Source organism: Methanolobus sp. WCC4, assembly GCF_038022665.1.
Classification (GTDB): domain Archaea; phylum Halobacteriota; class Methanosarcinia; order Methanosarcinales; family Methanosarcinaceae; genus Methanolobus.
On the sequence record NZ_CP150629.1, the window covers coordinates 1,704,451 to 1,727,409 of the forward strand.

Below are 22,959 nucleotides of genomic sequence, written 5' to 3' on the forward strand. Positions count from 1 at the left end.
ATGCGAACAGTTTAACAGATGGCCATAAGGCTTTTAACCTAATTGTTCGTATTATTGATTGTTTTACCTTCCTGCGCAGGGATGCGCAGAACTAAAGTGAAGAGAGGACATTGCGATGTCCTCTTCACCTTCCGATCATTCAGAATATCTATTTTCAAGCTTGTTTCATTAAACCGGTGCCAATATCTTTGCCCGGTTCCAGTCTTTTAAGCCAGGTTCTTAACTTTTCATGTTTGTGTCAACCAGGTTCACAATATCATTGTAAAAAAATAACAGTTCGATCAATGGCCATAATAGTTTTATTATAAATCTGTATTGAATTAATTGTTTGTACCCAACCAACAAACTTGCACGGAAATTGAGGGAAGGGGAGAACATATCCATGTTCTCTTCTCCCACCTTGCATTAGCCTTGCCAACTCCACAATAAAATTCCTCCTTTCATTGACTTTATTTTACAGTTTGATCAATGGCTAGAAAAGTTATATAGTATATTTTTTCATCTTTTTTCTGTTAACTAGTAAAAAATAACTAGTAGGAGTACAAACAATGAGAAAGATAGCAATAGGATTTATAGTACTTTTGCTCTGCATTTCAGTTGCAAGTGCAGGTCAGGACAACAAGAATAAAGATGATGGTTTTACTTTGATCAATGCAAAGGACCTGGGCTACAAGGTAGTTCCAGTGAAGTCAGACGATGGTGGGATCAGCATCATGTCAATTACCGATACAATTACTCAGGGAGAGACAAACTGGCACTATGTTAATATTAATTCATATTATGATTCTCTAAATGTAGATCTTAATTGGGGAGATTCCAGTGATTCCCTTAAATTATACATCTATGATCCGAGTTACAATTGTATAGGTACATTCTATGATTCAGCAGATGGAAGTATCAATGGAAGAATCAATCTCTATATTTCCAGAAATGGTGGAATAGAACAGGGAACTTGGAGATACAGAGTTTATGGTTATTCTGTAAGTGGAACGGAAGATTATTCTATTTAATGTACTATTAGCTTAGTATGAAAAAAATCAGATTTTTCCTCTTCTTTTTTTTCTTTTTAATATTTATTTGTCCTTGTGATGGTAACTATTTAATTGAACCGAATGAGGATTCTGATTTAATAACCCATACAGATGGAGCAGAAGGGACAGATACATTCTGGGACCTGCCTTTTTACTTTAAATTAATAACCATCATTGCGTTTGTCCTTGCACTCGGCTGGAAACTTGTAGCAATTCTCACGGCATGGGTCAAGAAGGATCCCAAGAATGAGAATCGTCTTAAGATCCTCAACTTCATAGAGGATAATCCCGGTAGTACGGTCAACATGATCGAGAAGGACCTTGGGATCAAAAGGGGAACTGTCCGTTACCATGTCAATACGCTGAAGGATTCCGGTAAGATACTCCTGTTCAAGAACGGTAACTATGTAAGTCTCTTCCGTAACGGTACCGATCTGTGGAGAAAGGACCACAAGAGTACAATAGAACCTCATCTGCAGGGAATGACGTGCAAGAAGGTATGCAGTCTTATCTATGAGAATCCTGGCATAACCAATAAGGATATCTCAGATACATTGGGAATAACCAGATCAGCGGTGGCTTCCCATATAAGGACACTGGAAGAGATGGGGTGTCTTGTGGTCGAATCCAGTGGTAAGTTCAAGAACTATTACCTGGATACAGGTCATCATCCTGATAAATTACCTTTCTTTGAAAGGGTAGCCTGATAATCTCAAAAGCTGATGTATGTTAAAAAATGTAATTGTGCAGATGTATGTGCTTTTGCATTTTATTTATTTTCAAGTATGTAGTTTTTTCCACAATCCTTTTTCTAACCCTGTGCATCCGGGGACACATCACTGACCTTGATCAGTCCAGATAGATTTATAAAGTTCTGACAACTATTTTAATTGGGTAAATGTATGGGAATAGGGAGTGAATTTTGTCTGTGTGAAAGATGTTCATTGAAATGAATGTGGCAATGACGCATCATAAATGAACACTTTATGATCATTATATACAGGTATCCACCTGGAAACTGTTCTCCTTATATCCAAGTATCCCTAATATAGCAGTATCTTAAAGATATCGTAAATAGGAAGCATGGTGAATAAAATGTTCTGTTATCAGTGTGAAGAAACCTTGAATGCAACCGGTTGTACAAAGAACGGTGTATGTGGAAAGAAAGCTGAAGTTGCAGACCTTCAGGATGACCTTATCTATGTCCTGAAAAGTATTGCGTTCTACAACTCCAAGGCAAGGGAGAACAATCTTAACGATGCAAAGACCGATGAGTTCATTCTTGACGGGCTATTCGCAACGGTCACGAATACCAATTTCAGCAAGGCTGACTTTGAAAAGCTCATCAGTGAAGGCTTTGAGATCAAGGATGGGATAAAGAAGAAACTGATGGATGCCAAGGTCATCAATGAGAAGTCCGGATCATCCTTCCCCGCATGGATCAAAGAGAAGCTCCTTGGTGCAAGTCCCAATGCAGGCGAGGAGATACCCGTCATGGCAAAGGTCACCCCTCAGACCCTTGCAAATATCAACACCGGTATACTTGCCACAGAGAACGAGGACATCCGTTCACTCAGGGAATTGCTTGTCTACGGCCTTAAAGGAATGGCAGCCTATGCCCACCATGCAAATGTTCTCGGCTACAAGGATGACAATGTAATGGCATTCTTCGAGAAAGCCCTTCTTGCAACTATGGATGATGATATGGGTGTCGATGAACTGGTCCCAATGGTACTTGAATGTGGTACACATGGTGTCACTACCATGGCACTGCTTGACAAGGCAAACACCACGACCTACGGCAATCCTGAGCCAACTGCAGTCAATATCGGTGTCAGCGATAAACCTGGTATCCTTGTCAGTGGACACGACCTGCATGACCTTGCACAACTGCTTGAGCAAACGCAGGGAACAGGTGTTGATGTTTATACTCATGGTGAGATGCTTCCGGCAAACTCTTACCCTGCTTTCAAGAAGTATGATAACTTCGTTGGCAACTACGGTGGATCATGGTGGGAACAAAAAGAGGAATTCGAGAAGTTCAATGGTCCTATATTCATGACCACCAACTGTATCGTTCCTCCCAAGGAAAGCTACATCGACAGGATCTACACAACAGGTATAGTCGGTTTCGATGGTGTAACACACATCAATGCCGGTGAGGACGGAGGCAAGGACTTCTCTGCTATCATAGAGCAGGCAAAGACATGCAAACCACCTGAACAGCTTGAGGAAGGAACCATCATGGGAGGTTTCGCCCACGTATCCGCACTCTCCGTAGCTGACAAGATCATCGAGGCTGTAAAGGGCGGACAGATCAAGAAGTTCGTTGTCATGGCAGGATGTGACGGAAGACACAAGGAAAGAAGTTACTACACTGACTTTGCAGAAGCTCTTCCAAAGGACACTGTCATCCTCACAGCAGGATGTGCAAAGTACCGCTACAACAAGCTCGATCTTGGTGATATAGGTGGTATTCCAAGGGTCATTGACGCAGGCCAGTGTAACGATTCCTACTCACTGGTAGTTATCGCGCAGGCGCTTGCTGAGGCATTCGGACTTGATGATATCAACGACCTGCCTGTATCATATAATATCGCATGGTACGAGCAGAAGGCATGCCTTGTCCTGCTTGCACTTCTCAGTCTTGGTGTCAAGAACATCATGCTCGGTCCTACACTGCCGGCATTTGTCTCACCGAACGTTCTCAATGTCCTTGTTGAGAACTTCAACATCAGGCCGAACTCAACAGTTGAAGAGGACCTCAACCTCCTCATTTAAGCTTTTTACAGCAGTTCTTAACAAGGCTTTTATTTTAAGCCTTGATCTTTCTTTTTATCTAGGAAGTGGATCAATGAAAATTACAAGTTATACAGGTGCAGAGAAGAAAGACAACCCGCACGGGGTTACAGTACACAAGCTCTATGATACAGAACATGCCCAGGTCATGCACATGCAACTGAAGCCGGGCGAGGCGCTCAAAAAACATTCAACTCCTGTGGATGTGTTCTTCTATGTGCTTGAAGGCGAAGGCATCGTTGAGATAGGTGATGAACAGCAGACCGTTACAAAGGACATGCTCATTGAAAGTCCTGCAAAGGTCCCACACAGGCTTTTGAACGAAAGCGACGGACTTTTCCGTGTTCTTGTGACGAAGGTCCCACGTCAGACCGAACCGACAAAGATGGTTTGAACAAAGGTGGTTCAGGTCGGTATATCCAATGTCTGCCTCTTTTTCAGACTGGAAAAATAAGGTCGGGCGGAAATAGATAAATAATGATATCTTGAATATACCAATCATACTTTTATTGACTAGAACAGGAGATCATCTATGACAGACCTTGCGCCAATTATGGAAAAAACACACGAATGGGCATCAAAATATGCAAAGAAGAAAGGTTTTATCTTAAACCCTGATGAAGAGATGCTTCAAATGGTCATTGAAGGGCTTGCCCGGAACAAGGAGGAGCATGGCAAACAGTATTGTCCGTGCAGGTTGAGGACCGGCGACGATGAAGAGGACCGTAAGATAATCTGTCCATGTATCTATCATCACGATGAGATCGAGGACGAGGGTAGCTGTCACTGTTCTTTGTTCTTTAAGGTCTGAAAGTATCTCCTATGAAAAAAGGTTCCTGAACAAAGATTTAACGAACGCATTTCCAGAAGGTGAAAATGATGGCAAATGTAATGGAGATATACCAGTTACTTCCAAAGACGAACTGTAAGGAATGCGGGAAGAGCACATGTATGGCATTTGCCGTGGATCTTCTGGGACGCAAGGTAAAAGTGGATGATTGTACTCCCCTTGTTAATGAAACAAAGCACAAGGACAATTATGCGAAATTATCGGAGATGTTCGCTTCTGTAAAGGATGTCACAGAGACCGGTCTCATAGTCCATAATGAGAAGTGTATCGGCTGTGGTAATTGTGTTGTGGCGTGTCCTGTGAATGTCGCCAATGACCCTCTGGGCGCAGGCAGTGGAAAAGCACCCACATCTGATAAGGTCATTTTCAAGGTTGAAGATGGTGTCGTGAAGGCTAGCAACGTACAGGAATGTCGTCGTTTCGGAGAGAACAAGATCCTTTGTGTCGCATGCATAGATACTTGTCCTACAAAGGCAATTGAATTTGTTTGATCGTTCCCTGTCCTTTTTTTAGTGTGGTGATAATTTGAGTGAATATTATGTTTGTACGGGCTGTGCTCTCCTCTGTGACGATATAGAGGTCGAGACAGAAGATAACAAGGTGATAAAGGTCCATGCTGCATGCCGCAAAGGCGTTGCACGCATGAAAGGTTGCAGCGATTCGATGGAATGCACCATCGATGGCGAGAAGGCAGAAGTCGGTGATGCTATCCAAAAGGCTGCAGGTATATTGGGGAATGCTGAGAATCCTCTGATCTTTGGTCATGGCAATTCCAGTTCAGAGGCGCAGAAAAGGTCCATCGATCTTGCAAAAAGGACTGGAGCATACATTGATGATACTTCCTCGTTCTGTCAGGGTCCGATAATAGAGGCGATACTTCAGGACAGGATAAAGACATGTACCCTTGATGATGTAAGGCACAAGGCCGATGTAATAATATTCTGGGGTGCAGACCCTTCCAATTCACACCCACGTCATCTTTCAAGATATTCCTATTTCCCACGTGGTAAGGAGCGCCAGAGGGGATGGGAAGAGGACAGGACCGCAATAACCATCGATATCAGGAAGTCCGATACTGCCGTTATATCCGGTGATACTCGTTTCTACCAGATCCCGATGGCTGGGGATGCGGAGTTCATGGAGGCTCTTGTAAGTGCGCTGTCAGGAAAAGTTCCTAAAACATCCTATGGTTTCGATGTTAAAAGGATACTTGAGCTGTCAAATGTGCTGAAGAAGGCAAAGTTTGGTGTCATCTGTGTTGGTCTGGGACTCATCTACTCTCTTGAGGAACTCGAACCATTGTTCACGCTGATGGATAAGCTCAATGAAGTATCTGACTTCAATCTTATCCCGATGGTCGGACAATATAATATGAGAGGTTTCGATCACAATCTCTTTGAAGAGACAGGATACATCAACCGTGTCAAGTTCAACCCTGAAACAGGTGAAGCAGAACACGGCGCTGAACATTCGGTTGTTGAGGCTCTCAGGAGCAAGGCCGTGGATGCCGCCCTTATCATAGGCTCCGACCCGTTGTCAAGCCTGCCGCTTTCCGTTGCACGCTATCTTGCTGAGATCCCACTGATCACCATCGACCCATGTAGGAACCTTACAGCAACAAAGTCCACGGTAACGATCCCCTGTGCACTTGGAGGTGTTGAAGCAGGTGGCACAGCCATCAGGATGGATGGAGTGGAGATAGAGATGAAAAAGATAATCGATACCGATAATCTCTCCGATGAGGAGATACTTACAAGGATCACGGAGGCGATCTGATGGGATTCGGACAATTCCTTGCAGCACCTGAAGTAAAGATGAAGATAGTCACCTACAGGGACGTGTTCCAGAACACTGCCCAGGAAACATCACGTTTTGGTGAGGATTACGAAAAGCTCTCAGCAGTGATAAAACTGGACCCAAAGGACATCTCCAGACTTACTATCAAAGCCGGGGAGACTGTTGTTGTCAGGAATGCTTTCGGAAAAGTGGTCGTAACCGCACAGGTATCAGATAATGAGGGAGCTCATCCGGGAATCGCTTATATGGTGAACGGTCCCTGGTCAAATGCCCTTGTGCCAGATGAGACAGGCGGTACAGGTGTTCCAAAGTTCAAGGACTTCGAGGCTACCGTGCAGGGTGCAAAGGGTGAGAAGGTCACAGGGATACAAGAGATATTCTGATATTTTCTTTTTTAGTGTGGGAGATCGTCTCTGTAGAATTCCCCATTTGAATTCAGAAATAAAGTATTATCAACTGATGTCTATATCCATCTTTTCGGATTGTGCCGGCTTCGCCGTGACCCTCCGGGATGGTTTTAGTTGTTTATGACTTCCGATCAGGCAATCTTATTGTTCCCCTGCAACCTTGTGTTTCTGATGGATCTGTAAAAGTTCGTTGACAAACAAAGAACAATACAACCACCCGCCGCAGGCGGCACGCTTCATCACTATTGTCCTGATGTGAAGACCGTTGGAATATTGTAGTTGTTGAAAATTGCTGATTTAAAATTTGTGATTGAAAGGATCTCTACAGAGCCCGGCTATTCATATTTAAAGTGTTTCCGGCTCTACATTCTCATAGACTATCACATTATCCTGTCTATAAAGTGCCATAACCGCCTTACCATTAATTGATTTTCTGGTCAGTGCTATATGGTAGGGATTCTCGTCGATATCGATGGTCCCGAAAAGGATATTCCTGTGAATTGTCAGTGAGACGCTGCTGTTCTCATATCCTGAAACTTTTCCCTTGTATGTATGAAAACCTGCTTCTCCAAGGATAAAGATCCCGGATTCGTTGATTAATTTTATCTTTCGCTGGTCTTCGGGGAGCACCTGCTCTGTCAGGTGCAGTTCAAGGTCGCTATCCGGTAGCGATAACCTGATGATACCATCAGTCGCAGTATGATTGAATTTTTCAGGGTCCAGAGTTATTGTCATCGTTTCAAAGGGCCACACGTCTGTGATACCTGATGTGCTTTTTTCAATGTTCCCGATATCTACCATCTCAATTTTAGGCTCATAGACATTCTCTGTTGTTACTATAGCAACTAATGAAAGAATAATTGTTAAAAAAATAAGGAACGATAATGTCTTTGAAAATCTCTCATTCCACATTTGTATCCACTATGTGAATAAATGCAGCATGCTATTTAAAAAAAGTGAAAATTGTTCTATTGCAGTGATCAGTTGTTGTAAGCATCGTATATCTGCCAGACCCATACAATGAATCCCAGCAGGTAGCCTATAAGGATGAATTGCAGGAACCAGCAGATAACAAGGACCGTCCATATGCCTATAGCTTTGAAGAATTCACCTTTTATTATCTGTCCCAGCCCCGGGATGAAGATTGAAAGTAATGCCGGAACCCCATATCTTTTATCGTTGCTCATGATCTTAGCTCTTTATTGCTTTTAGTGACCTCATGTTAATGATGTTAAAATGATACAGGAATATAAAAAAGCTTACATATATCGTCCTTTATTGCTGGCACTATTATTGTTATCAGGCAGTAAAACTTTTAATCCATGCAGACATTAAGCAGTGTTAGGCGACGATATAAATGTTCATGACCAAATTATCTATCTTTTCTTTCCCGGTTTGTAGGTGATATATCTCTTTATGCACTCTATTTTAATATCATCTAAAATTATATATTTAATGAACGCTAAAACGGGTAACATAAAAGCGGGTATCTAGTGTGAACGATCGATCATCTCTTTCCTGTAATTTCCTTTTCTTCGGAGGTTTTCCTCATAATGAATAAGATCTGTACTGACGTAACAATTGAAGCTCCTATAGATGTGGTCTGGGATCTCCTGACCGATTTTGAGAACTACGAGAAATGGAACTCATTCATTCCTGATATCAAAGGAAAACTCGAACCCGGCTCAAAACTTGATATCTTCCTGCAGCCACCTGAGATGAAAGGCATGAGGATCGACCCGGTGGTCACAAAGGTCGAACCCGTGAAGGAGTTCAGGTGGATAGGTAACCTGTGGGTCAAAGGTATCTTTGACGGAGAACATGCTTTCAGACTTGAGGATCTGGAGAACAACAGGACAAGGATGATCCAGTGTGAGAGATTCAGGGGTATACTGGCTCCTCTTATATTGTATCTTGTTGGTGAAAAGACCAGAATGGGTTTCGAAAGTATGAACACAAGCCTGAAAAAGGAATGTGAGAAAAGAAAGGTTTAAGGGCTCAAATGGTATGTGCCCTTGGTCTGATAACTCTGTTATCAGAATATTGTTCCATGCAGTGAGCTATCCATCCTGATACCCTGCCCATTGCGAATATCGAGGTTGCAAGCTCGGCAGGTACATCCAGATACTTGTACACCACTGCAGAATAGAAATCCACGTTAGGATAGATCGGCTTTCCTCTCATCTCTACGAATTCGTGGTAAAGGATATGTTCTATCTCTTCAGCCATATCGAACCATGATGTATCACCGTTCTCAATTGCAAGTCTTCTGGCAACGTCCTTGTAGATCTTTGCTCTTGGGTCATATGTCTTGTATACACGATGGCCGAATCCCATGACCTTCTCCTTTCGTTCGAGTTTCCCGAGAACGTAGTCCTTTGCATTCTCAATATTGCCGATCTCGTCCATCATGTCCATGACACCTTTCCTGGCACCGCCATGTAACGGTCCCTTGAGGGTGCAGAGTCCGCAGATCACAGCGGAGTACATGTCTGAAAGTGTGGATGCAGCAATTCTTAATGAGAATGTGGATGGGTTAAGTTCATGTTCTGCACTTAAAATGAGATCTTTTTCCATTGCCTCTGCTTCAAGCTCGGTTGGCATCCTGCCTGTGAGCATGTAAAGGAAATTTGCTCCGTGGGACAGGTCATTGTCAGGACTTATAACATCCAGGCCATGACTTCCACGGTGAAGGGCTGCAACGATCGTGGGGAACTTAGCCACAAGTCTTGCAGTCTTGTTCTGATTAGCATCTACTGTATGATGATTGTTCTCTTCATCAAAATGGGCGGTGCAGGAAATTGCGGTCCTCAGACCATCAAGTTCTTCGCTACCCAGGCTCAGATCCTTAAGGAAATCTACCAACTTGCAATTGATATGACGATTTTCTTTAAGCTTCAGGGAGTATTCGTTCAATTCGGCTTCATCAGGGAGCTTTCCGTTGATAAGCAGGTAGGAAACTGCATCATACGGCAGGTCTACAAGATCCTCTATCCTGATCCCTCTGTACATCAGGATTCCCTGGATACCATCGATAAAGGATATTTTGGTATCCAGAGCTACTACGCCTTCCAGGCCTTTTTTCATCTCTTCCATATAAAATTCCTCCGATGGGTCGAAGTACACGTTTTTTTAAAATATGTTCAATAATACCTTTTGTTTGTCCATATATATACTTTGCTGGATTTTTAACGCCATAATATAATTAGATTGTTTCAAAATATGGACAATCCTGAACAAAAACAGGAGAACGAACAGTTCATTCTCCTCTTACCTTATCTCTCAGGAACTTGTGAAGAATTCCACCGTTCATGTAATATTCAACTTCCACATCGGAGTTCAGGCGAACATCTACGGTGAAGGTCTTTTCTGTGCTTTCTTCAGTCTTTGCGGTTACTGTTACTTCCCCGAAAGGCTTGAGCTCATCGATTCCTGTGATATCGAAAGTCTCCTTTCCTGTAAGTCCGAGGCATTCAGCACATTCTCCTTCTTTGAACTGGAGCGGGAGAACACCCATACCTACAAGGTTACTGCGGTGTATCCTTTCGAATGATTCTGCAATGACAGCCTTGATTCCAAGGAGCTGGGTACCCTTTGCAGCCCAGTCACGTGAGCTTCCTGTACCGTATTCCTTTCCTGCCACAACGACAAGCGGAGTACCTTCTTCTACGTACTTCATAGCAGCGTCGTAGATAGGCATTTCCTCGTTCTCAGGCTGGTGTATGGTCCATGAACCTTCCTTGCCTCCAACGAGCTTGTTCTTGAGACGGACATTTCCGAATGTTCCTCTCATCATGACCTCATGGTTACCACGCCTGGATCCGTATGAGTTGAAGTTCTTCTCATCGACTCCCTTTGATATCAGGTACTGGCCTGCGGGGTAGCTTGATGGAATGGATCCTGCTGGTGAGATGTGGTCAGTGGTTATACTGTCAGCCACCATCACAAGAGCGCGTGCTCCTTTGATGTCTGCCAGACCGTCCACCTCAAGCGGGAAGTCCTTGAAGAAAGGTGGTTCCTGGATGTATGTTGATTCCGTGTCCCAGTCATAGAGCAGTCCCTTTGGAGCTTCAAGTTCTCTCCAGAGGTCTGTTCCCTGATAGACATTGGAGTACTGTTCCTTGAACATCTCAGGTGTTACAGCCTTGCGTATTGTCTCATCGAGCTCTTCCTTGCCTGGCCATATGTCCTTAAGGTAGACTGGCTGTCCGTTAGGGTCACAGGCGATCGGCTCGTTCATAAGGTCTATGTCGACTGTACCTGCAAGTGCATATGCCACGACGAGCATTGGTGATGCAAGGTAGTTAGCCTTTATCTGTGAGTTGATCCTTCCTTCGAAGTTCCTGTTACCACTGAGAACTGCTGCAACGGTCAGGTCCTTGTCCTCTATCTTGTTCGAGACGGCTTCATTGAGTGGACCACTGTTTCCGATACATGTGAGACATCCGTATCCTACAAGGTGGAAACCAAGTGCATCGAGATATGGCATAAGATCTGCTTCCTCAAGGTAATCTGTAACTACACGGGAACCAGGTGCCAGACTTGTCTTGACGAACGGCTTGACCTTCAGTCCCTTCTCAACGGCTTTCTTTGCAAGGAGTCCTGCACCGATCATGAGAGCTGGGCTGGATGTGTTGGTACATGATGTGATGGATGCGATAACAACAGAACCATGTGTTACTGCAACGACATCGTCAGCACATTTGATCTTTGTGATGCCTGTGTGATGTGGATGTGTGATCTCTGATACGCTGTATCCACCATCTTCGAGCCAGCGGCTGTAATCCTCGTCATCCCCATTTGGAGCCTTTCCGCTCTTTGCAGCGAACACGTCCTTCATTGTCTGGTGGAATGCCCTTGACATATCCTGAACAGGTATGCGGTCCTGAGGTCTCTTTGGTCCTGCAAGACTTGGTGTTACTGTGCTGATGTCAAGTTCAAGTGTTGATGTGAATTCGGGGTCCTCTGCTCCTTCTTCAAGGAAGAGTCCCTGTTCCTTACAGTACTGTCTGACAAGTTCGACCTGTTCTTCGCTTCTTCCTGTCATGGTCATGTACGCAAGTGTGACCTCATCGACAGGACAGAATCCCATTGTAGCACCGTATTCTGGTGCCATGTTAGCAAGTACTGCCCTTTCTGTGAGTTCAAGTGCCTTGTATCCAGGTCCGTAGAATTCCACGAACTTACCTACAACACCGTGCTGCCTGAGCATCTCTACGACAGTAAGTACGAGATCAGTGGATGATACGCCTTCCTTGAGCTCTCCTGTGAGCTTGAATCCCACAACTTCAGGGATCGGCATGTAGTATGGCTGACCGAGCATTACGGCTTCAGCCTCGATACCACCGACACCCCAGCCAAGGACACCAAGTCCGTTGATCATTGTGGTGTGTGAGTCGGTACCAACGAGTGTGTCAGGGTAAGCGACAAGTTCGCCATCCTTCTCTTTGAGATGGACCACGGATGCGAGGTACTCGAGGTTGACCTGATGGATGATACCGCTTGCAGGTGGTACTACTCTCATGTTATCGAAAGCATTCTGTGCCCAGTGGAGAAGCTCGTATCTTTCCTTGTTGCGGTGGAACTCATATTTCTCGTTGCAGTTACGTGCATATGATGTGCCGTAATAATCCACCTGTATGGAGTGATCGATAACGAGGTCTGCAGGGATCACAGGGTTGATGGTCGATGGGTCGCCACCAAGTCTCTGGGTTGCTGACCTTATAGCAGCAATATCTACAACAGCAGGCACTCCGGTGAAGTCCTGCATAAGTACCCTTGAAGGATTGAATGGTATGTCGACTGCAAGAACCCCGTTAGGACTCCAGCTTGCCAGGTTCTTCACATCTTCCTCTGTGATCACCTTTCCGTCCACGTTCCTCAACACAGCTTCAAGTAAGACCCTGATGGAGTAAGGTAATCTGGAAATGTTGGTGATTCCCAGCTCTTCGAGCTTTTTCAAGCGATAGAGGTTTACCTTCTTGTCACCGATAGTGATGGTCTGTTTGGATCCAAATGAATCCTTGAGATCGTCATTTGTCATAATGTCACCTGTTAAATGTAATTCGATAATGATGTTCTATAGGATCAAAACCGGCCCTTCTGCCGGAATTGTTAGTATCGTTTGCCTGTGGCATTCCTAGCCGTTCAAATAATTCCCTGCCGATATCAACTGTTTTGCTGACCATGATGCCAGCTGTCCGCAGGGTGTTCAGACTAGGGAATAAAAACCCGCATTGAAATAAATAAGTTTGCCCTCCTTTAATGTGATTAACTAAGTTTTTGTAATCTGTGGGGATGGGGGTGGAATGGTCTGATCGTTTCTTTATAATTATCGGATTAGTTTTTGGTAGGATAGTTGTTGAAACTATTTTTATTGTTTCAAGCAAATTGGTAGGACAATCATAGAATATGCTACTCATATCATGAAAAAGCACGCTAAATGGGATAAAGCATAGTGTGCTGGTTTATTTGAAGAAAAAACAAAGGAAGGGATATTAACTTTTAAGAGTGGGGCTGTTAGGAGAATGATGAAGACTTTAAGTTTAATTTACTTTTCTAGCTTAGATTGAATTTCTTTAACTATCCCATCTTTGCCTTCTTTATTATAGTCTAAATACCCTATACTATCTGGAATGCCTACTATGGATGTATTGTCAATTCTAATTGGTAATATAAATTCAGAATCTCTTTTTTTTGCCTCTGCAGCTGCAACGCTAAACTCAAAATTTGTCCAGTCCTTTTTTGGATAGTGTTTTGAAATGAAAGGAACCACATATCTTGTATTTGTTGCATATGTTTCTTTAAAATAGCAATCTAGTCTTTTGCCCCACAAATTGCTTTTTTCATATTCATCATAAAAAACTGAAATTGAGCTTTTTACTAAATCCCCAGCAATTTCTTCAACAATACTTCGATCTTCTCCTGCAAATGAAAAAGCAATATCATACTTGAATTCATTATATTTTTTTAGGATAGCATCGTTTGCTCCATCATAATTAGAATAATTGATGTTAATTTCTAACTCTTTATTTCTTTCGTCTTGTTCTTTTATAAAATAGTTAAGTACATTAATGCCAAATTTTAAGTTATCATTTTCTATAAAGTCAACTAAATAATCTTCAAATAAGTATCCTGTAATTAATACGTAGAATCCCCCCATTTCGTTTACTTTTCCAAATGTGAGAATTCGATTATCAACAATCAAGTCTTCTCTACTTACTACTTGAGTAGTCGGATTTCCATGCAGTAAATCTCTACAAACCAAATTTGTCTTCTGGTGAAATGGATCACTAACTGCAATTTTGTCAATATCGTTGAATATTTGATGATATGATGTATTAAATTGATACTTTTTGTCTATGTTAATTATAAACTCTTTTAAACTTCTGAAGTGATGTTTTCTATCAAAACCAATAATTTCATCATTTTCGTTCATATATGTGTCAATACCTAAACCTAAATCTAATGCCTCTAAAAATTGATTTATTTTTGATAAATTATTGGAGTTTAAATCTCCATTGCCAATAGTGTGAAGTATTATCCCTCCTTTGGAGAAAAATTCCTTTACAGTACTAGCTTCGATTTTTGAAAAATCACTTTGTGGTTGTGGAGTTCCTTCAATTATTAAAACATTATATTTATTTTTTAAAAAATCATGTGTAGAAATGAGTTCATTTTTAAATTTACTATCTGGTAGTTTTTTATGTATATCATCATCTATAATAGCAAATTTACTATCAACAATAGATTCCTGTTTTAATATTGATATGAAATTTTTTAATTTTGTATATGATGATGTATGAGACCTAGGTTTGATATATAAGTGTATAATTTTTGTATTCATCATTTCAACTCTACTATATTTGTTATATATATGTAAAATTGATTTATGAATTTATATTATTTGCTACTCGATAATAATGTCTAATTTTAACATTCCAATCAAATCTTCAGAACTATCAAATTAACGATGTACAATCTATATCGAACCTGACTGAAATGCACGTAAAACCGTCAAACCAAAGCAGACATATTAACAGAATCAAAAACAGAGACCAATATGTCTCCTGTCCGTGCCGTCCGTGACAAAAAAATGTGGAGAAAAAAAGGAGGTGTGTTCCGTTATTAGCGGAACAATGAGTCTATTAGTAGCACTTACATTCCGACAACGAGGTTGCCAAACCAGCAGACGTCGTCTTTGGAATTCATGATGGTTGGCTTGAGCACATTCATTCCTGATTCCACGATGTGGGAGGCTTCGAATATCTGGGCGAGCTGTGACTTGCCTTCTTCAAAGAGGTCGCCTACGACTTTCATGCCTTCGATGAATCCCTGTTCTATAAGTTCCACAGGACTGATCCCTGCTTCAAGAGCTTCATGGGCTATTCTTTCGACGGCGCTTTCGTCGAGATCTATAACGGCATGCTTTGCCATATCGATGATCTCTTCCTTTGTTGGGTTCATATATCTCACCTTTATTTTGGTGTAATTCCTGTTGTTCTTATCTATATTATAGTGTTGATCGTTCTTTTATTCCTGCCCTATACAATTCCCAGATCAAAAGCCAGCGACAATACGATAGCTATTATCGAGAAGACAAATATCACCAGGTAATTCAGGCGTTCCTTTGAGACTGACAGACTCCACATGATGTATTCCAATCCGCGATAGTCCTCTTCGCTCAAAGTTGTCCTGCTCACTATCTTCTCGAGCAGTTCCAGGTTCCTAAGAACGCCTACCCGGCGTGTTGCTATATGATACCTGTGTGCAAAGAACACCAGATACCCTATAACACCCAGGTAGAACAGAGCTTTCGCCAGTATCCCGTTATAATAATCAGCGATTATTATCAGTCTCAGGAAGGCTGCGGAGATCAGTCCTATCCAGAAATAGAACTGCACCTTCCTCAGGCTGCTGCCCTCAGGGATATGTATGTTATTCAGATTTGTGACTGTTTGAGTCATTTTTGATTCTACCTGTCTTTTTTGTTGTATCTGTTTCCAGCAGATCGTTTTTGGTTTCGTTTTTGCTGGAAGACAGAATCTTGTTACCGCCTTAATATTATTTAAAGCTATTGCTTATTCACTTCTGTTAAGTTAAGGTTCATCTGTAAAGGTGGTCTGGTTGGATGTTCAGGGGAACGTAAAACAAAGTCATCATAGGTCAATTATGGTGAGGACATCTGGATAAGAGGGCCAGAAGGAGAGAGGGACGACCATCCACGTTATCTTTCCTATTGATAACAATGATATCCCTTTGTTTGAGAATGATGAATATCCATATTCAAGTGCATATGGGGATAAATAAAACAAGCAAACTTTATGAGAAAGAATGAAGGAAAAAGATGTATAAAAAAGATATGATCAAGGAATTAACATTCCAGACAGTCTACAGGTCTTTTGAAGAATGCCTTGACCATGCCATTATCATCGACTTCTTCTGAGAAACGTATGAGCTCCCAGCCGTCCATGCCAAGCTTGTTGAGATCTTCCTTCGTGCTGTTCCATTCTCCATAGTGTACAGACCTGATATCATATTCCCATGGTGCCATTTTATAACCTCTTTTTATTTGATATTGAATGTGATCATACTTGAGTATATAATAAGGTACAATTGCGTGATATAAATAACTTGTCAAAAAACAAGCTTGTGCTCAAATCAATTAGATCTTACTTAGGTGAAGGATCAGGGATAGAATATTGTCATCTTCAGATAGAAAACAGATAGAAAAGAAAAAATGAGATGACCCTATTGGGACAAAATAGATTAAGCTGGACAGCTCACTGACGTGAAAGCTTTTTAATGCTCTCAGGATCCCTCTTATTTTCTGAGATACCTTCAAAGAGCCTGCTCTTATCGATCCACATGTCTGATGCGCTCTGCAGACCCTGAGATTTATGAGGGGCATACTCAATTCCAAAAGCAGGAATGGGATTTTCGCCAATTGATGGGCTCCTTAATGAATCCTGAAGCATCTCGCGGCCAGATATCCTTTTTGTCTTCTCTTCTGCTGATATCTGCTCTTCTGTCTTGTTCTCTGTCATATGTTACTAGATTGATCTTATAGCTATTAAAGGATTCTGACAGGTGAAACGAATACATCAGGCATTCCGGATGCAATTTCATTCGAAAGGATGTGAAAATACGGAGCATATATTTATTACAGAGTAACTCCAGTATTTTTATGGGGAACTTAGCGAGTGGTTTTCTTTAGTTCATTTTGAAGGAGTTCACATGAGGTTGGAAAGAGACACTCTGGGAGAAGTGGAAGTACCTGATGATGTTTATTATGGTCCGCAGACAGCAAGAGCTGTGGATAATTTCAGGGTCAGCGGCGAAAGGTTACCTGTCGAGTTCATTAAAGCCCAGGCAGCCATAAAGATGGCATCAGCAAAGGCTAATATGGAACTTGGAAAACTTGATCATGAGATAGGTGAGCCGATAATAGAAGCTGCTTTTGAGATAAGGGATGGGAAACTGCTGGAACAGTTCGTTGTGGATGCATTCCAGTCCGGCGCAGGTACATCACAGAACATGAATGCCAATGAGGTCATTGCCAACCGGGCACTTGAGATCGTTGGATATGAAAGAGGACGATATGACATCATCCATCCCAATGATCACGTTAACATGTCACAGTCATCCAATGACACCACACATACTGCCGTTCATATAGCTACAGTTGAAAGTATCCGCTCATCGTTGCTTCCTGTGGTCGATGGGTTTCTGGGGGTGCTCACCGAGCGGAAGAATGAGTTCATGCCGATAGTAAAACCCGGAAGGACACACTTGCAGGATGCAGTTCCCCTGACATTGGGACAGGAGTTCGGTGGATATGTCAGGATGGTAGAACTTGACAGGAAGCGTCTGATGGAAGCGATTGATGGCCTTCTTGAACTCAATATGGGTGGGACTGCCATAGGGACCGGCCTGAACACACCTTCCGGTTTTTCGAAGATCGCCATCCGGGAAATGAGAACTACTACAGGTGTTGACTTCAGACTGGCTGCCGATCCATTCGAGGCAACCCAGGGTGCAGGTGCTATACTTGCCTGTTCTGCAGCGCTTCGGGGACTGGCGGTGAGCCTGATAAAGATCGCAAATGACCTGCGTCTGCTCTCCAGTGGTCCCAGGGCAGGCATGGGTGAGTTGAACCTTCCAGCAGTTCAGCCGGGTTCATCCATAATGCCTGGAAAGGTCAATCCTGTAATGGCGGAAATGCTCAACATGGCATGTTTTCAGGTGATCGGCAACGACACTGCCATCACGATGGCTGCGCAGGCCGGACAGCTTGAACTCAATGTATTCACACCGCTTCTGGCTCACAATATCCTTCGTTCTGTCAGGATACTCTCAGGGGCAATTTCCTCGTTCAACAGGAAATGTCTCTCCGGTCTGAGCGTCAATACCGAAAGGTGTGCTGAACTTGCCGTCTCCAGTCTTGCTCTTGCAACCTCACTTGCACCTGTGATCGGTTATGAAAGGGCGGCTGAAGTGGCTTACAGGGCACACAGGGAAGGCCGGAACATAAAGGACGTAGTAATTGAGATGGGAATACTTGATGATGAGGAACTGGAGGACCTGCTTGATCCCATGGAACTAACAGGGGTTGACATATGATAGACCATGATATTATCGTGATAGGTGGAGGACTTGCCGGGCTCAGGGCAGCGATCGAGGCTTACAAACTGGGAGCTGATGTTGCTGTGATCTCTAAGGTATATCCGGTTCGAAGTCATTCCGGTGCCGCACAGGGCGGTATCAACGCATCACTGGGTTCAGATGATAGCTGGGAATCACATGCCTTTGATACGGTGAAAGGTAGCGACTATCTTGCAGATCAGGATACTGTGGAAGTGCTTTGTAAAGAAGCTCCTGAAAGGGTGATCGAGATGGAGAACTGGGGATGCAATTTCTCACGACAGAAGGATGGTACAATAGCCCAGCGACCATTCGGAGGAGCAGGATTCCCGAGGACATGTTTTGCAGGTGACAGGACAGGTCACAATCTCCTGCATACCCTGTATGAGCAGGTTCTCAGGGCCGGGATCAAGGTGTACCACGAATGGCTTGTAATAAAACTAGATGTGGATAATGGAAGATGCACCGGTCTTATTGCCATGAACCTTGCTGATTCGGAGATCGAGGCCTTCAGGGCAAAAGCCACCATTCTTGCAACCGGTGGTTATGGCAGGATATACCAGAGGTCCACGAATGCTATCATAAACAGAGGCTTCGGTATAAGTCTTGCATACAATGCAGGGGTTCCGCTGGAAGATATGGAATTCGTCCAGTTCCATCCGACAACCCTGTGGGGAACCAACATACTCATCACAGAAGGTGCCCGCGGAGAAGGAGGCTACCTTTACAACAAGGACCATGAGCGCTTCATGGAGAGATACGCAAAGGAGGCTATGGAACTGGCTCCCAGGGACATCGTTGCCAGGGCCATACAGAAAGAGATAGATGAAGGCAGGGGCTTCCCAGAAGGATATGTACATCTTGACCTGACCCATCTTGGAAAACAGAAGATAAACGAACGTCTTCCGGGTATCAGGCAGATCTCAATTGATTTTGCAGGTATCGACCCTGTGAAGGAACCAATACCTGTTCAGCCGGGACAGCATTATTCCATGGGTGGTGTGACATCCGATAAGGATGGAAGGACGCCGATGCAGGGTCTTTATGCTGTGGGTGAATGTGCCTGTATCAGTGTTCATGGCGCTAACCGGCTGGGTGGTAATTCTCTTCTGGATACGGTCGTTTTCGGCCGAAGGGCTGGTATTAATGCTGCCGAAGACGTTCGCTCAAGATTATGGCCCGATGAGGATGGCCTGCTTGAGGCGTGCCGGCAGGAGGAGATCAGGATAAGCGGGATGATCGGTGGTGAAGGTGAGAACTTTGCTTCCATAAGGGATGAATTACAGTTGATAATGCAGGAACATGTCGGCGTGTTCAGGAACAAGAAGGGTCTGGAACATGCTCTTGACAGGATAAGGAAACTTAAGAAAAGGGCATCCGGGCTGAGGGTTCAGAGCAAGGCCACCGTCTTTAACTTTGAACTTATGAACGCCCTGGAACTGCAGGGAATGCTTGAACTGGGACATGTGATCGTACTCGGGGCACTTGCAAGGGAGGAAAGCAGAGGTGCACACTATCGTACTGACCATCTTGAAAGGGATGATGAGAACTGGTTGAAACATACCCTGGCATACAAAGGAGATGAACCACTGCTTGAGTATAAGGAAGTGAACATAGGTCGTTTCACTCCACAGAGGAGGGAATACTGATGGTCAAGCTCACTATAAGGAGGCAGGATGAGAATGCCATATGGTATGATACTTTCGATGTCGAGGAAAGGCCGGGAATGACGGTACTTGAGGCATTGTTCCGGATACAGGAAAAGCAGGATGGCAGTCTCTGCTTCAGGTATTCCTGCAGAGGTGCGGTCTGTGGAAGTTGTGCTATGCTCATCAACAGGAAACCCGGACTTGCGTGCAGGACACAGTTGTCGGATGCCAGGACCGAAGTCGTCAGTGAATCCGAAAAGGAGGATGTCCTCCTTAAACACAGCAATAAGGACGAGGACAAATATGAGATCCTTGTGGAGCCACTTCCCAATCTGAAAGTTATAAGGGACCTCATAGTTGATATGGACCATTTCTTCAGACTTGTTGACTCCATCGAACCCTGGATCGCTGCTCCTGAGGATGCAGGCGGTCAGCAGACACTGATGGAACCGGCATTGCAGATGCAGATAGAGAAGTACACTAACTGCATATTGTGTGCCACATGTCATGGAAGTTGTCCTGCGGCTGAAAGGGACGGGGAATATCTCGGACCTGCTGCACTGGCAAAGGCATGGCGTTTCTTCCTTGACCCTCGTAATGGTGAGGAAGGCGCTGAGAAGATCGTTTCCGGAGTTGATTCCGAAAAAGGTGTATGGGGCTGTGATGTTGTTTACAGATGTGTGGCCGTCTGTCCGAAGAAAGTCCCGCCAACCTCTGCTATCCTTAAATTCAGGGATGAGCTGAAATAAGGGTCATGTATGGAATTGTTATGGTCTATAATTCAATACAACAAATTATATAGTAATAATGCAGTGGTTTTTAGTGCTATGGTCTGATTGTGGGATTTTTTGTGCAGGAAAGTGAGTTGATCATTTGGATACAAATAAAGCAACGAACAGGGATCTGGTCATCGGAATTATTGGTGGCTTATTTGTACTTTATATGGCACACAATTTTGACCTTTTCGAGTATGTGGTTTCCTATGTCACTTCACATGAGTCATGGGAAGCCGATGAGCTCTTCATCCTGTCTGTCTACCTGACTGTAGCATTGTCGGTCTTTTCTTTCAGGCGGTGGAAAGAGGCGCTGGAAGAGATTGACAAAAGAAAAGCACTTGAAAAAGATCTTATTATAGCAAAGAATGAAGCAGATACTGCCAATCGTACAAAGGGAAAATTCCTTGCGGATATGAGTCATGAGTTGCGGACTCCCCTCAATTCTATTATAGGCTTCTCAGAGATGCTTCTTGATGAAGCATTCGGGACCCTTGATAAAAGGCAGAACCGTTACGTGAACAATATTCATAAAAGTGGTAACCATCTATTGAATCTGATCAACCAGTTGCTTGATCTCTCAAAGATAGAATCCGGGAAAGTAGAACTGCATCTCGAGGAATTTGAGATCGACATTCTTTTTGAAGAGATAAATGAAGTGCTTGACCCTCTTGCTAAAAGGAAATACATTGACCTGACATATGTTTCAGATCCCCAGATCCGTGTAGTGAACATGGATAAGATAAAGATGAAACAAATACTTTTTAACTTAGCCAGTAATGCGCTCAAATTCACTCCTGAAGATGGATCTGTAGATATCGGGGTGCAAAAGAAAGGAGATCTCATGCAGATATGCATAACTGATTCAGGTCCGGGTATCGATGAACAGGGTCTCAAGAAGATATTTGAGCCCTTTGAACAGCTGGGGACGAACGAAGGATCAGAGTACAAAGGAACAGGGTTAGGACTGGCCATCGTGCGTGAACTGGTTGAAATGCAGAAAGGACATGTGTGGGCTGAAAGTGAACCGGGAAAAGGTACCAGTTTCTTTCTGGAATTGCCTATGAACATTTCTATAGATGGCTAGATATTTTTAATATCTTTTTCATACAGCTTCATATATGCTTCTTATACGTTTTTGATTTCCAGTCTCTTCCTATAATATTTAAAAATATGATAGAGTTATTTTAAATATTATTGAAGCGTGAAACTATTTGTGGGTGTCGGGTTACTGACACAGGGGACTTGTGGAAGATTTCCACATTGGGAAAGGCACCTGCAGATAGTTCATTCTATTTGCAGGTGTTACAATATCATATGCCTGTTACAATTTACAGATGTGTCATCAACAGGAACGCGGCTTCTGCGAAGATCCCTGAAAATACAGGGATCGCAAGATTGTCGTCTATACTGATAAATGTCGTTTCAACATAGGTGGCTACAAATGCCATAAGAATGGCTACAAGCGGATCACCAAGTAAAAGAACGGCTATTATCAGGTCCACTGTGAACTCGGCTATGCAGCCTTCCAGACTTTTTCCATTGCCAAATATCCTTATTCTCCCAAACCTTTTTCCGATGAGTGCAGCACTCATGTCACCAAAGGTTGTCATAAGGATGGCTGCAAAGGCAATATCCCTGCTGAATACCGAGACCGCCACAAGGGCACCAAGGGTGAAATAAACGTGCGAACCCAGACCCATTTGCTCTTTTTGACGCAAGAGTATATTGAATACTGGAAGCTTGATACCTCTGTCAAGTCGGAAATGCTCGATGGTGAGTATGAGTACAAGGTAGACTATCAATAAGGTCTGTGTTTCCTGCTTCCCAAAAAATACATAGACAAGTATTATGAGTATCGATGTCAGGTGGATACCTTTTCTCATCAGTTCATTAGCAAAGGAAATAGAAGCCATTGACCACTTATTCTATCTATTTGTATATAAAGGCCCACTTTCATAGTAAAAATAAGATGGATGTCACTCTTGCCAATATCAGATTCTATAGTCT

General features: G+C 43.2%; 24 protein-coding genes. 13 read left to right on the forward strand and 11 right to left on the reverse strand.

What is annotated here, in order from left to right; genetic code table 11:
- Positions 1 to 548: 548 nt before the first annotated feature.
- The 8 genes from V7O63_RS08130 to V7O63_RS08165 all read left to right on the forward strand — a co-directional run bounded on the left by V7O63_RS08130 (position 549) and on the right by V7O63_RS08165 (position 6,860).
- Entirely contained in the window at positions 549 to 1,010 is a 462-nt protein-coding gene (locus V7O63_RS08130) for a peptidase domain-containing protein (RefSeq protein ID WP_340817938.1), read from the forward strand.
- 17 nt (positions 1,011 to 1,027) lie between these two features.
- The gene (locus tag V7O63_RS08135; RefSeq protein ID WP_340817939.1) at positions 1,028 to 1,738 is read left to right on the forward strand and encodes a winged helix-turn-helix transcriptional regulator; all 711 of its coding nucleotides are present in this window, start codon (positions 1,028 to 1,030) and stop codon (positions 1,736 to 1,738) included.
- A gap of 388 nt (positions 1,739 to 2,126) precedes the next feature.
- Positions 2,127 to 3,812 carry a hydroxylamine reductase gene (gene hcp, locus V7O63_RS08140; protein WP_340817940.1) on the forward strand — a complete coding sequence of 562 codons (1,686 nt, stop codon included), beginning with the start codon at positions 2,127 to 2,129 and terminating at the stop codon, positions 3,810 to 3,812.
- 73 nt (positions 3,813 to 3,885) lie between these two features.
- On the forward strand, positions 3,886 to 4,224 hold the full coding sequence (locus tag V7O63_RS08145; RefSeq protein ID WP_340817941.1) for a cupin domain-containing protein: 339 nt from the start codon (positions 3,886 to 3,888) through the stop codon (positions 4,222 to 4,224).
- A 138-nt stretch (positions 4,225 to 4,362) separates the two neighbouring features.
- The gene (locus V7O63_RS08150) at positions 4,363 to 4,641 is read left to right on the forward strand and encodes a ferredoxin-thioredoxin reductase catalytic domain-containing protein (RefSeq protein ID WP_340817942.1); all 279 of its coding nucleotides are present in this window, start codon (positions 4,363 to 4,365) and stop codon (positions 4,639 to 4,641) included.
- 68 nt (positions 4,642 to 4,709) lie between these two features.
- Positions 4,710 to 5,171, forward strand: a complete 462-nt coding sequence (locus V7O63_RS08155; protein ID WP_340817943.1) for a (Fe-S)-binding protein — start codon at positions 4,710 to 4,712, stop codon at positions 5,169 to 5,171.
- Positions 5,172 to 5,205: 34 nt separating this feature from the next.
- The gene (locus V7O63_RS08160; RefSeq protein ID WP_340817944.1) at positions 5,206 to 6,456 is read left to right on the forward strand and encodes a formylmethanofuran dehydrogenase subunit B; all 1,251 of its coding nucleotides are present in this window, start codon (positions 5,206 to 5,208) and stop codon (positions 6,454 to 6,456) included.
- Positions 6,456 to 6,860, forward strand: a complete 405-nt coding sequence (locus V7O63_RS08165) for a molybdopterin dinucleotide binding domain-containing protein (protein ID WP_340817946.1) — start codon at positions 6,456 to 6,458, stop codon at positions 6,858 to 6,860. The genes V7O63_RS08160 and V7O63_RS08165 overlap by 1 nt, the downstream gene beginning before the upstream one ends.
- A 369-nt stretch (positions 6,861 to 7,229) precedes the next feature.
- Here the strand turns inward: V7O63_RS08165 and V7O63_RS08170 are convergent, their stop codons facing one another.
- Positions 7,230 to 7,796, reverse strand: a complete 567-nt coding sequence (locus V7O63_RS08170) for a hypothetical protein (protein ID WP_340817947.1) — start codon at positions 7,794 to 7,796, stop codon at positions 7,230 to 7,232.
- Between the two features lie 68 nt (positions 7,797 to 7,864).
- On the reverse strand, positions 7,865 to 8,071 hold the full coding sequence (locus V7O63_RS08175) for a hypothetical protein (protein WP_340817948.1): 207 nt from the start codon (positions 8,069 to 8,071) through the stop codon (positions 7,865 to 7,867).
- Between the two features lie 366 nt (positions 8,072 to 8,437).
- Here V7O63_RS08175 and V7O63_RS08180 point away from each other — a divergent pair, with 366 nt between their 5' ends.
- On the forward strand, positions 8,438 to 8,878 hold the full coding sequence (locus V7O63_RS08180; protein ID WP_340817949.1) for an SRPBCC domain-containing protein: 441 nt from the start codon (positions 8,438 to 8,440) through the stop codon (positions 8,876 to 8,878).
- Between the two features lie 4 nt (positions 8,879 to 8,882).
- Here V7O63_RS08180 and V7O63_RS08185 read toward each other — a convergent pair whose 3' ends face one another.
- The 8 genes from V7O63_RS08185 to V7O63_RS08220 all read right to left on the reverse strand — a co-directional run bounded on the left by V7O63_RS08185 (position 8,883) and on the right by V7O63_RS08220 (position 16,930).
- On the reverse strand, positions 8,883 to 9,980 hold the full coding sequence (locus V7O63_RS08185; RefSeq protein WP_340817950.1) for a citrate/2-methylcitrate synthase: 1,098 nt from the start codon (positions 9,978 to 9,980) through the stop codon (positions 8,883 to 8,885).
- A 163-nt stretch (positions 9,981 to 10,143) separates the two neighbouring features.
- Positions 10,144 to 12,927, reverse strand: a complete 2,784-nt coding sequence (acnA, locus tag V7O63_RS08190; RefSeq protein WP_340817952.1) for an aconitate hydratase AcnA — start codon at positions 12,925 to 12,927, stop codon at positions 10,144 to 10,146.
- A gap of 4 nt (positions 12,928 to 12,931) precedes the next feature.
- A complete protein-coding gene (locus tag V7O63_RS08195) occupies positions 12,932 to 13,072 on the reverse strand; it encodes a hypothetical protein (protein ID WP_340817953.1) in 141 nt (46 codons plus the stop codon).
- Positions 13,073 to 13,434: 362 nt separating this feature from the next.
- On the reverse strand, positions 13,435 to 14,733 hold the full coding sequence (locus V7O63_RS08200) for a TIR domain-containing protein (RefSeq protein ID WP_340817954.1): 1,299 nt from the start codon (positions 14,731 to 14,733) through the stop codon (positions 13,435 to 13,437).
- Positions 14,734 to 15,041: 308 nt separating this feature from the next.
- Entirely contained in the window at positions 15,042 to 15,350 is a 309-nt protein-coding gene (locus V7O63_RS08205) for a B12-binding domain-containing protein (protein WP_340817955.1), read from the reverse strand.
- Positions 15,351 to 15,427: 77 nt separating this feature from the next.
- Positions 15,428 to 15,850, reverse strand: coding sequence for a hypothetical protein (locus tag V7O63_RS08210; RefSeq protein ID WP_340817956.1), 423 nt, complete (start codon positions 15,848 to 15,850; stop codon positions 15,428 to 15,430).
- 407 nt (positions 15,851 to 16,257) lie between these two features.
- Positions 16,258 to 16,437, reverse strand: coding sequence for a hypothetical protein (locus tag V7O63_RS08215; RefSeq protein WP_340817957.1), 180 nt, complete (start codon positions 16,435 to 16,437; stop codon positions 16,258 to 16,260).
- 229 nt (positions 16,438 to 16,666) lie between these two features.
- Complete coding sequence (locus tag V7O63_RS08220) at positions 16,667 to 16,930, reverse strand: hypothetical protein (protein WP_340817958.1); 264 nt, start codon at positions 16,928 to 16,930, stop codon at positions 16,667 to 16,669.
- Between the two features lie 190 nt (positions 16,931 to 17,120).
- Between V7O63_RS08220 and V7O63_RS08225 the strand changes: the two genes are divergently transcribed.
- From V7O63_RS08225 to V7O63_RS08240, 4 genes are all read left to right on the forward strand, one after another.
- A complete protein-coding gene (locus V7O63_RS08225) occupies positions 17,121 to 18,506 on the forward strand; it encodes an aspartate ammonia-lyase (protein ID WP_340817959.1) in 1,386 nt (461 codons plus the stop codon).
- Positions 18,503 to 20,176, forward strand: coding sequence for an FAD-dependent oxidoreductase (locus V7O63_RS08230; RefSeq protein WP_340817960.1), 1,674 nt, complete (start codon positions 18,503 to 18,505; stop codon positions 20,174 to 20,176). The genes V7O63_RS08225 and V7O63_RS08230 overlap by 4 nt, the downstream gene beginning before the upstream one ends.
- Complete coding sequence (locus V7O63_RS08235; RefSeq protein WP_340817961.1) at positions 20,176 to 20,925, forward strand: succinate dehydrogenase/fumarate reductase iron-sulfur subunit; 750 nt, start codon at positions 20,176 to 20,178, stop codon at positions 20,923 to 20,925. The genes V7O63_RS08230 and V7O63_RS08235 overlap by 1 nt, the downstream gene beginning before the upstream one ends.
- A gap of 124 nt (positions 20,926 to 21,049) precedes the next feature.
- Entirely contained in the window at positions 21,050 to 22,036 is a 987-nt protein-coding gene (locus tag V7O63_RS08240) for a HAMP domain-containing sensor histidine kinase (RefSeq protein WP_340817962.1), read from the forward strand.
- Positions 22,037 to 22,280: 244 nt separating this feature from the next.
- On the opposite strand, the gene V7O63_RS08245 is transcribed toward V7O63_RS08240, so the two are convergent.
- On the reverse strand, positions 22,281 to 22,865 hold the full coding sequence (locus V7O63_RS08245) for a diacylglycerol/polyprenol kinase family protein (RefSeq protein ID WP_340817963.1): 585 nt from the start codon (positions 22,863 to 22,865) through the stop codon (positions 22,281 to 22,283).
- Positions 22,866 to 22,959 lie beyond the last annotated feature (94 nt).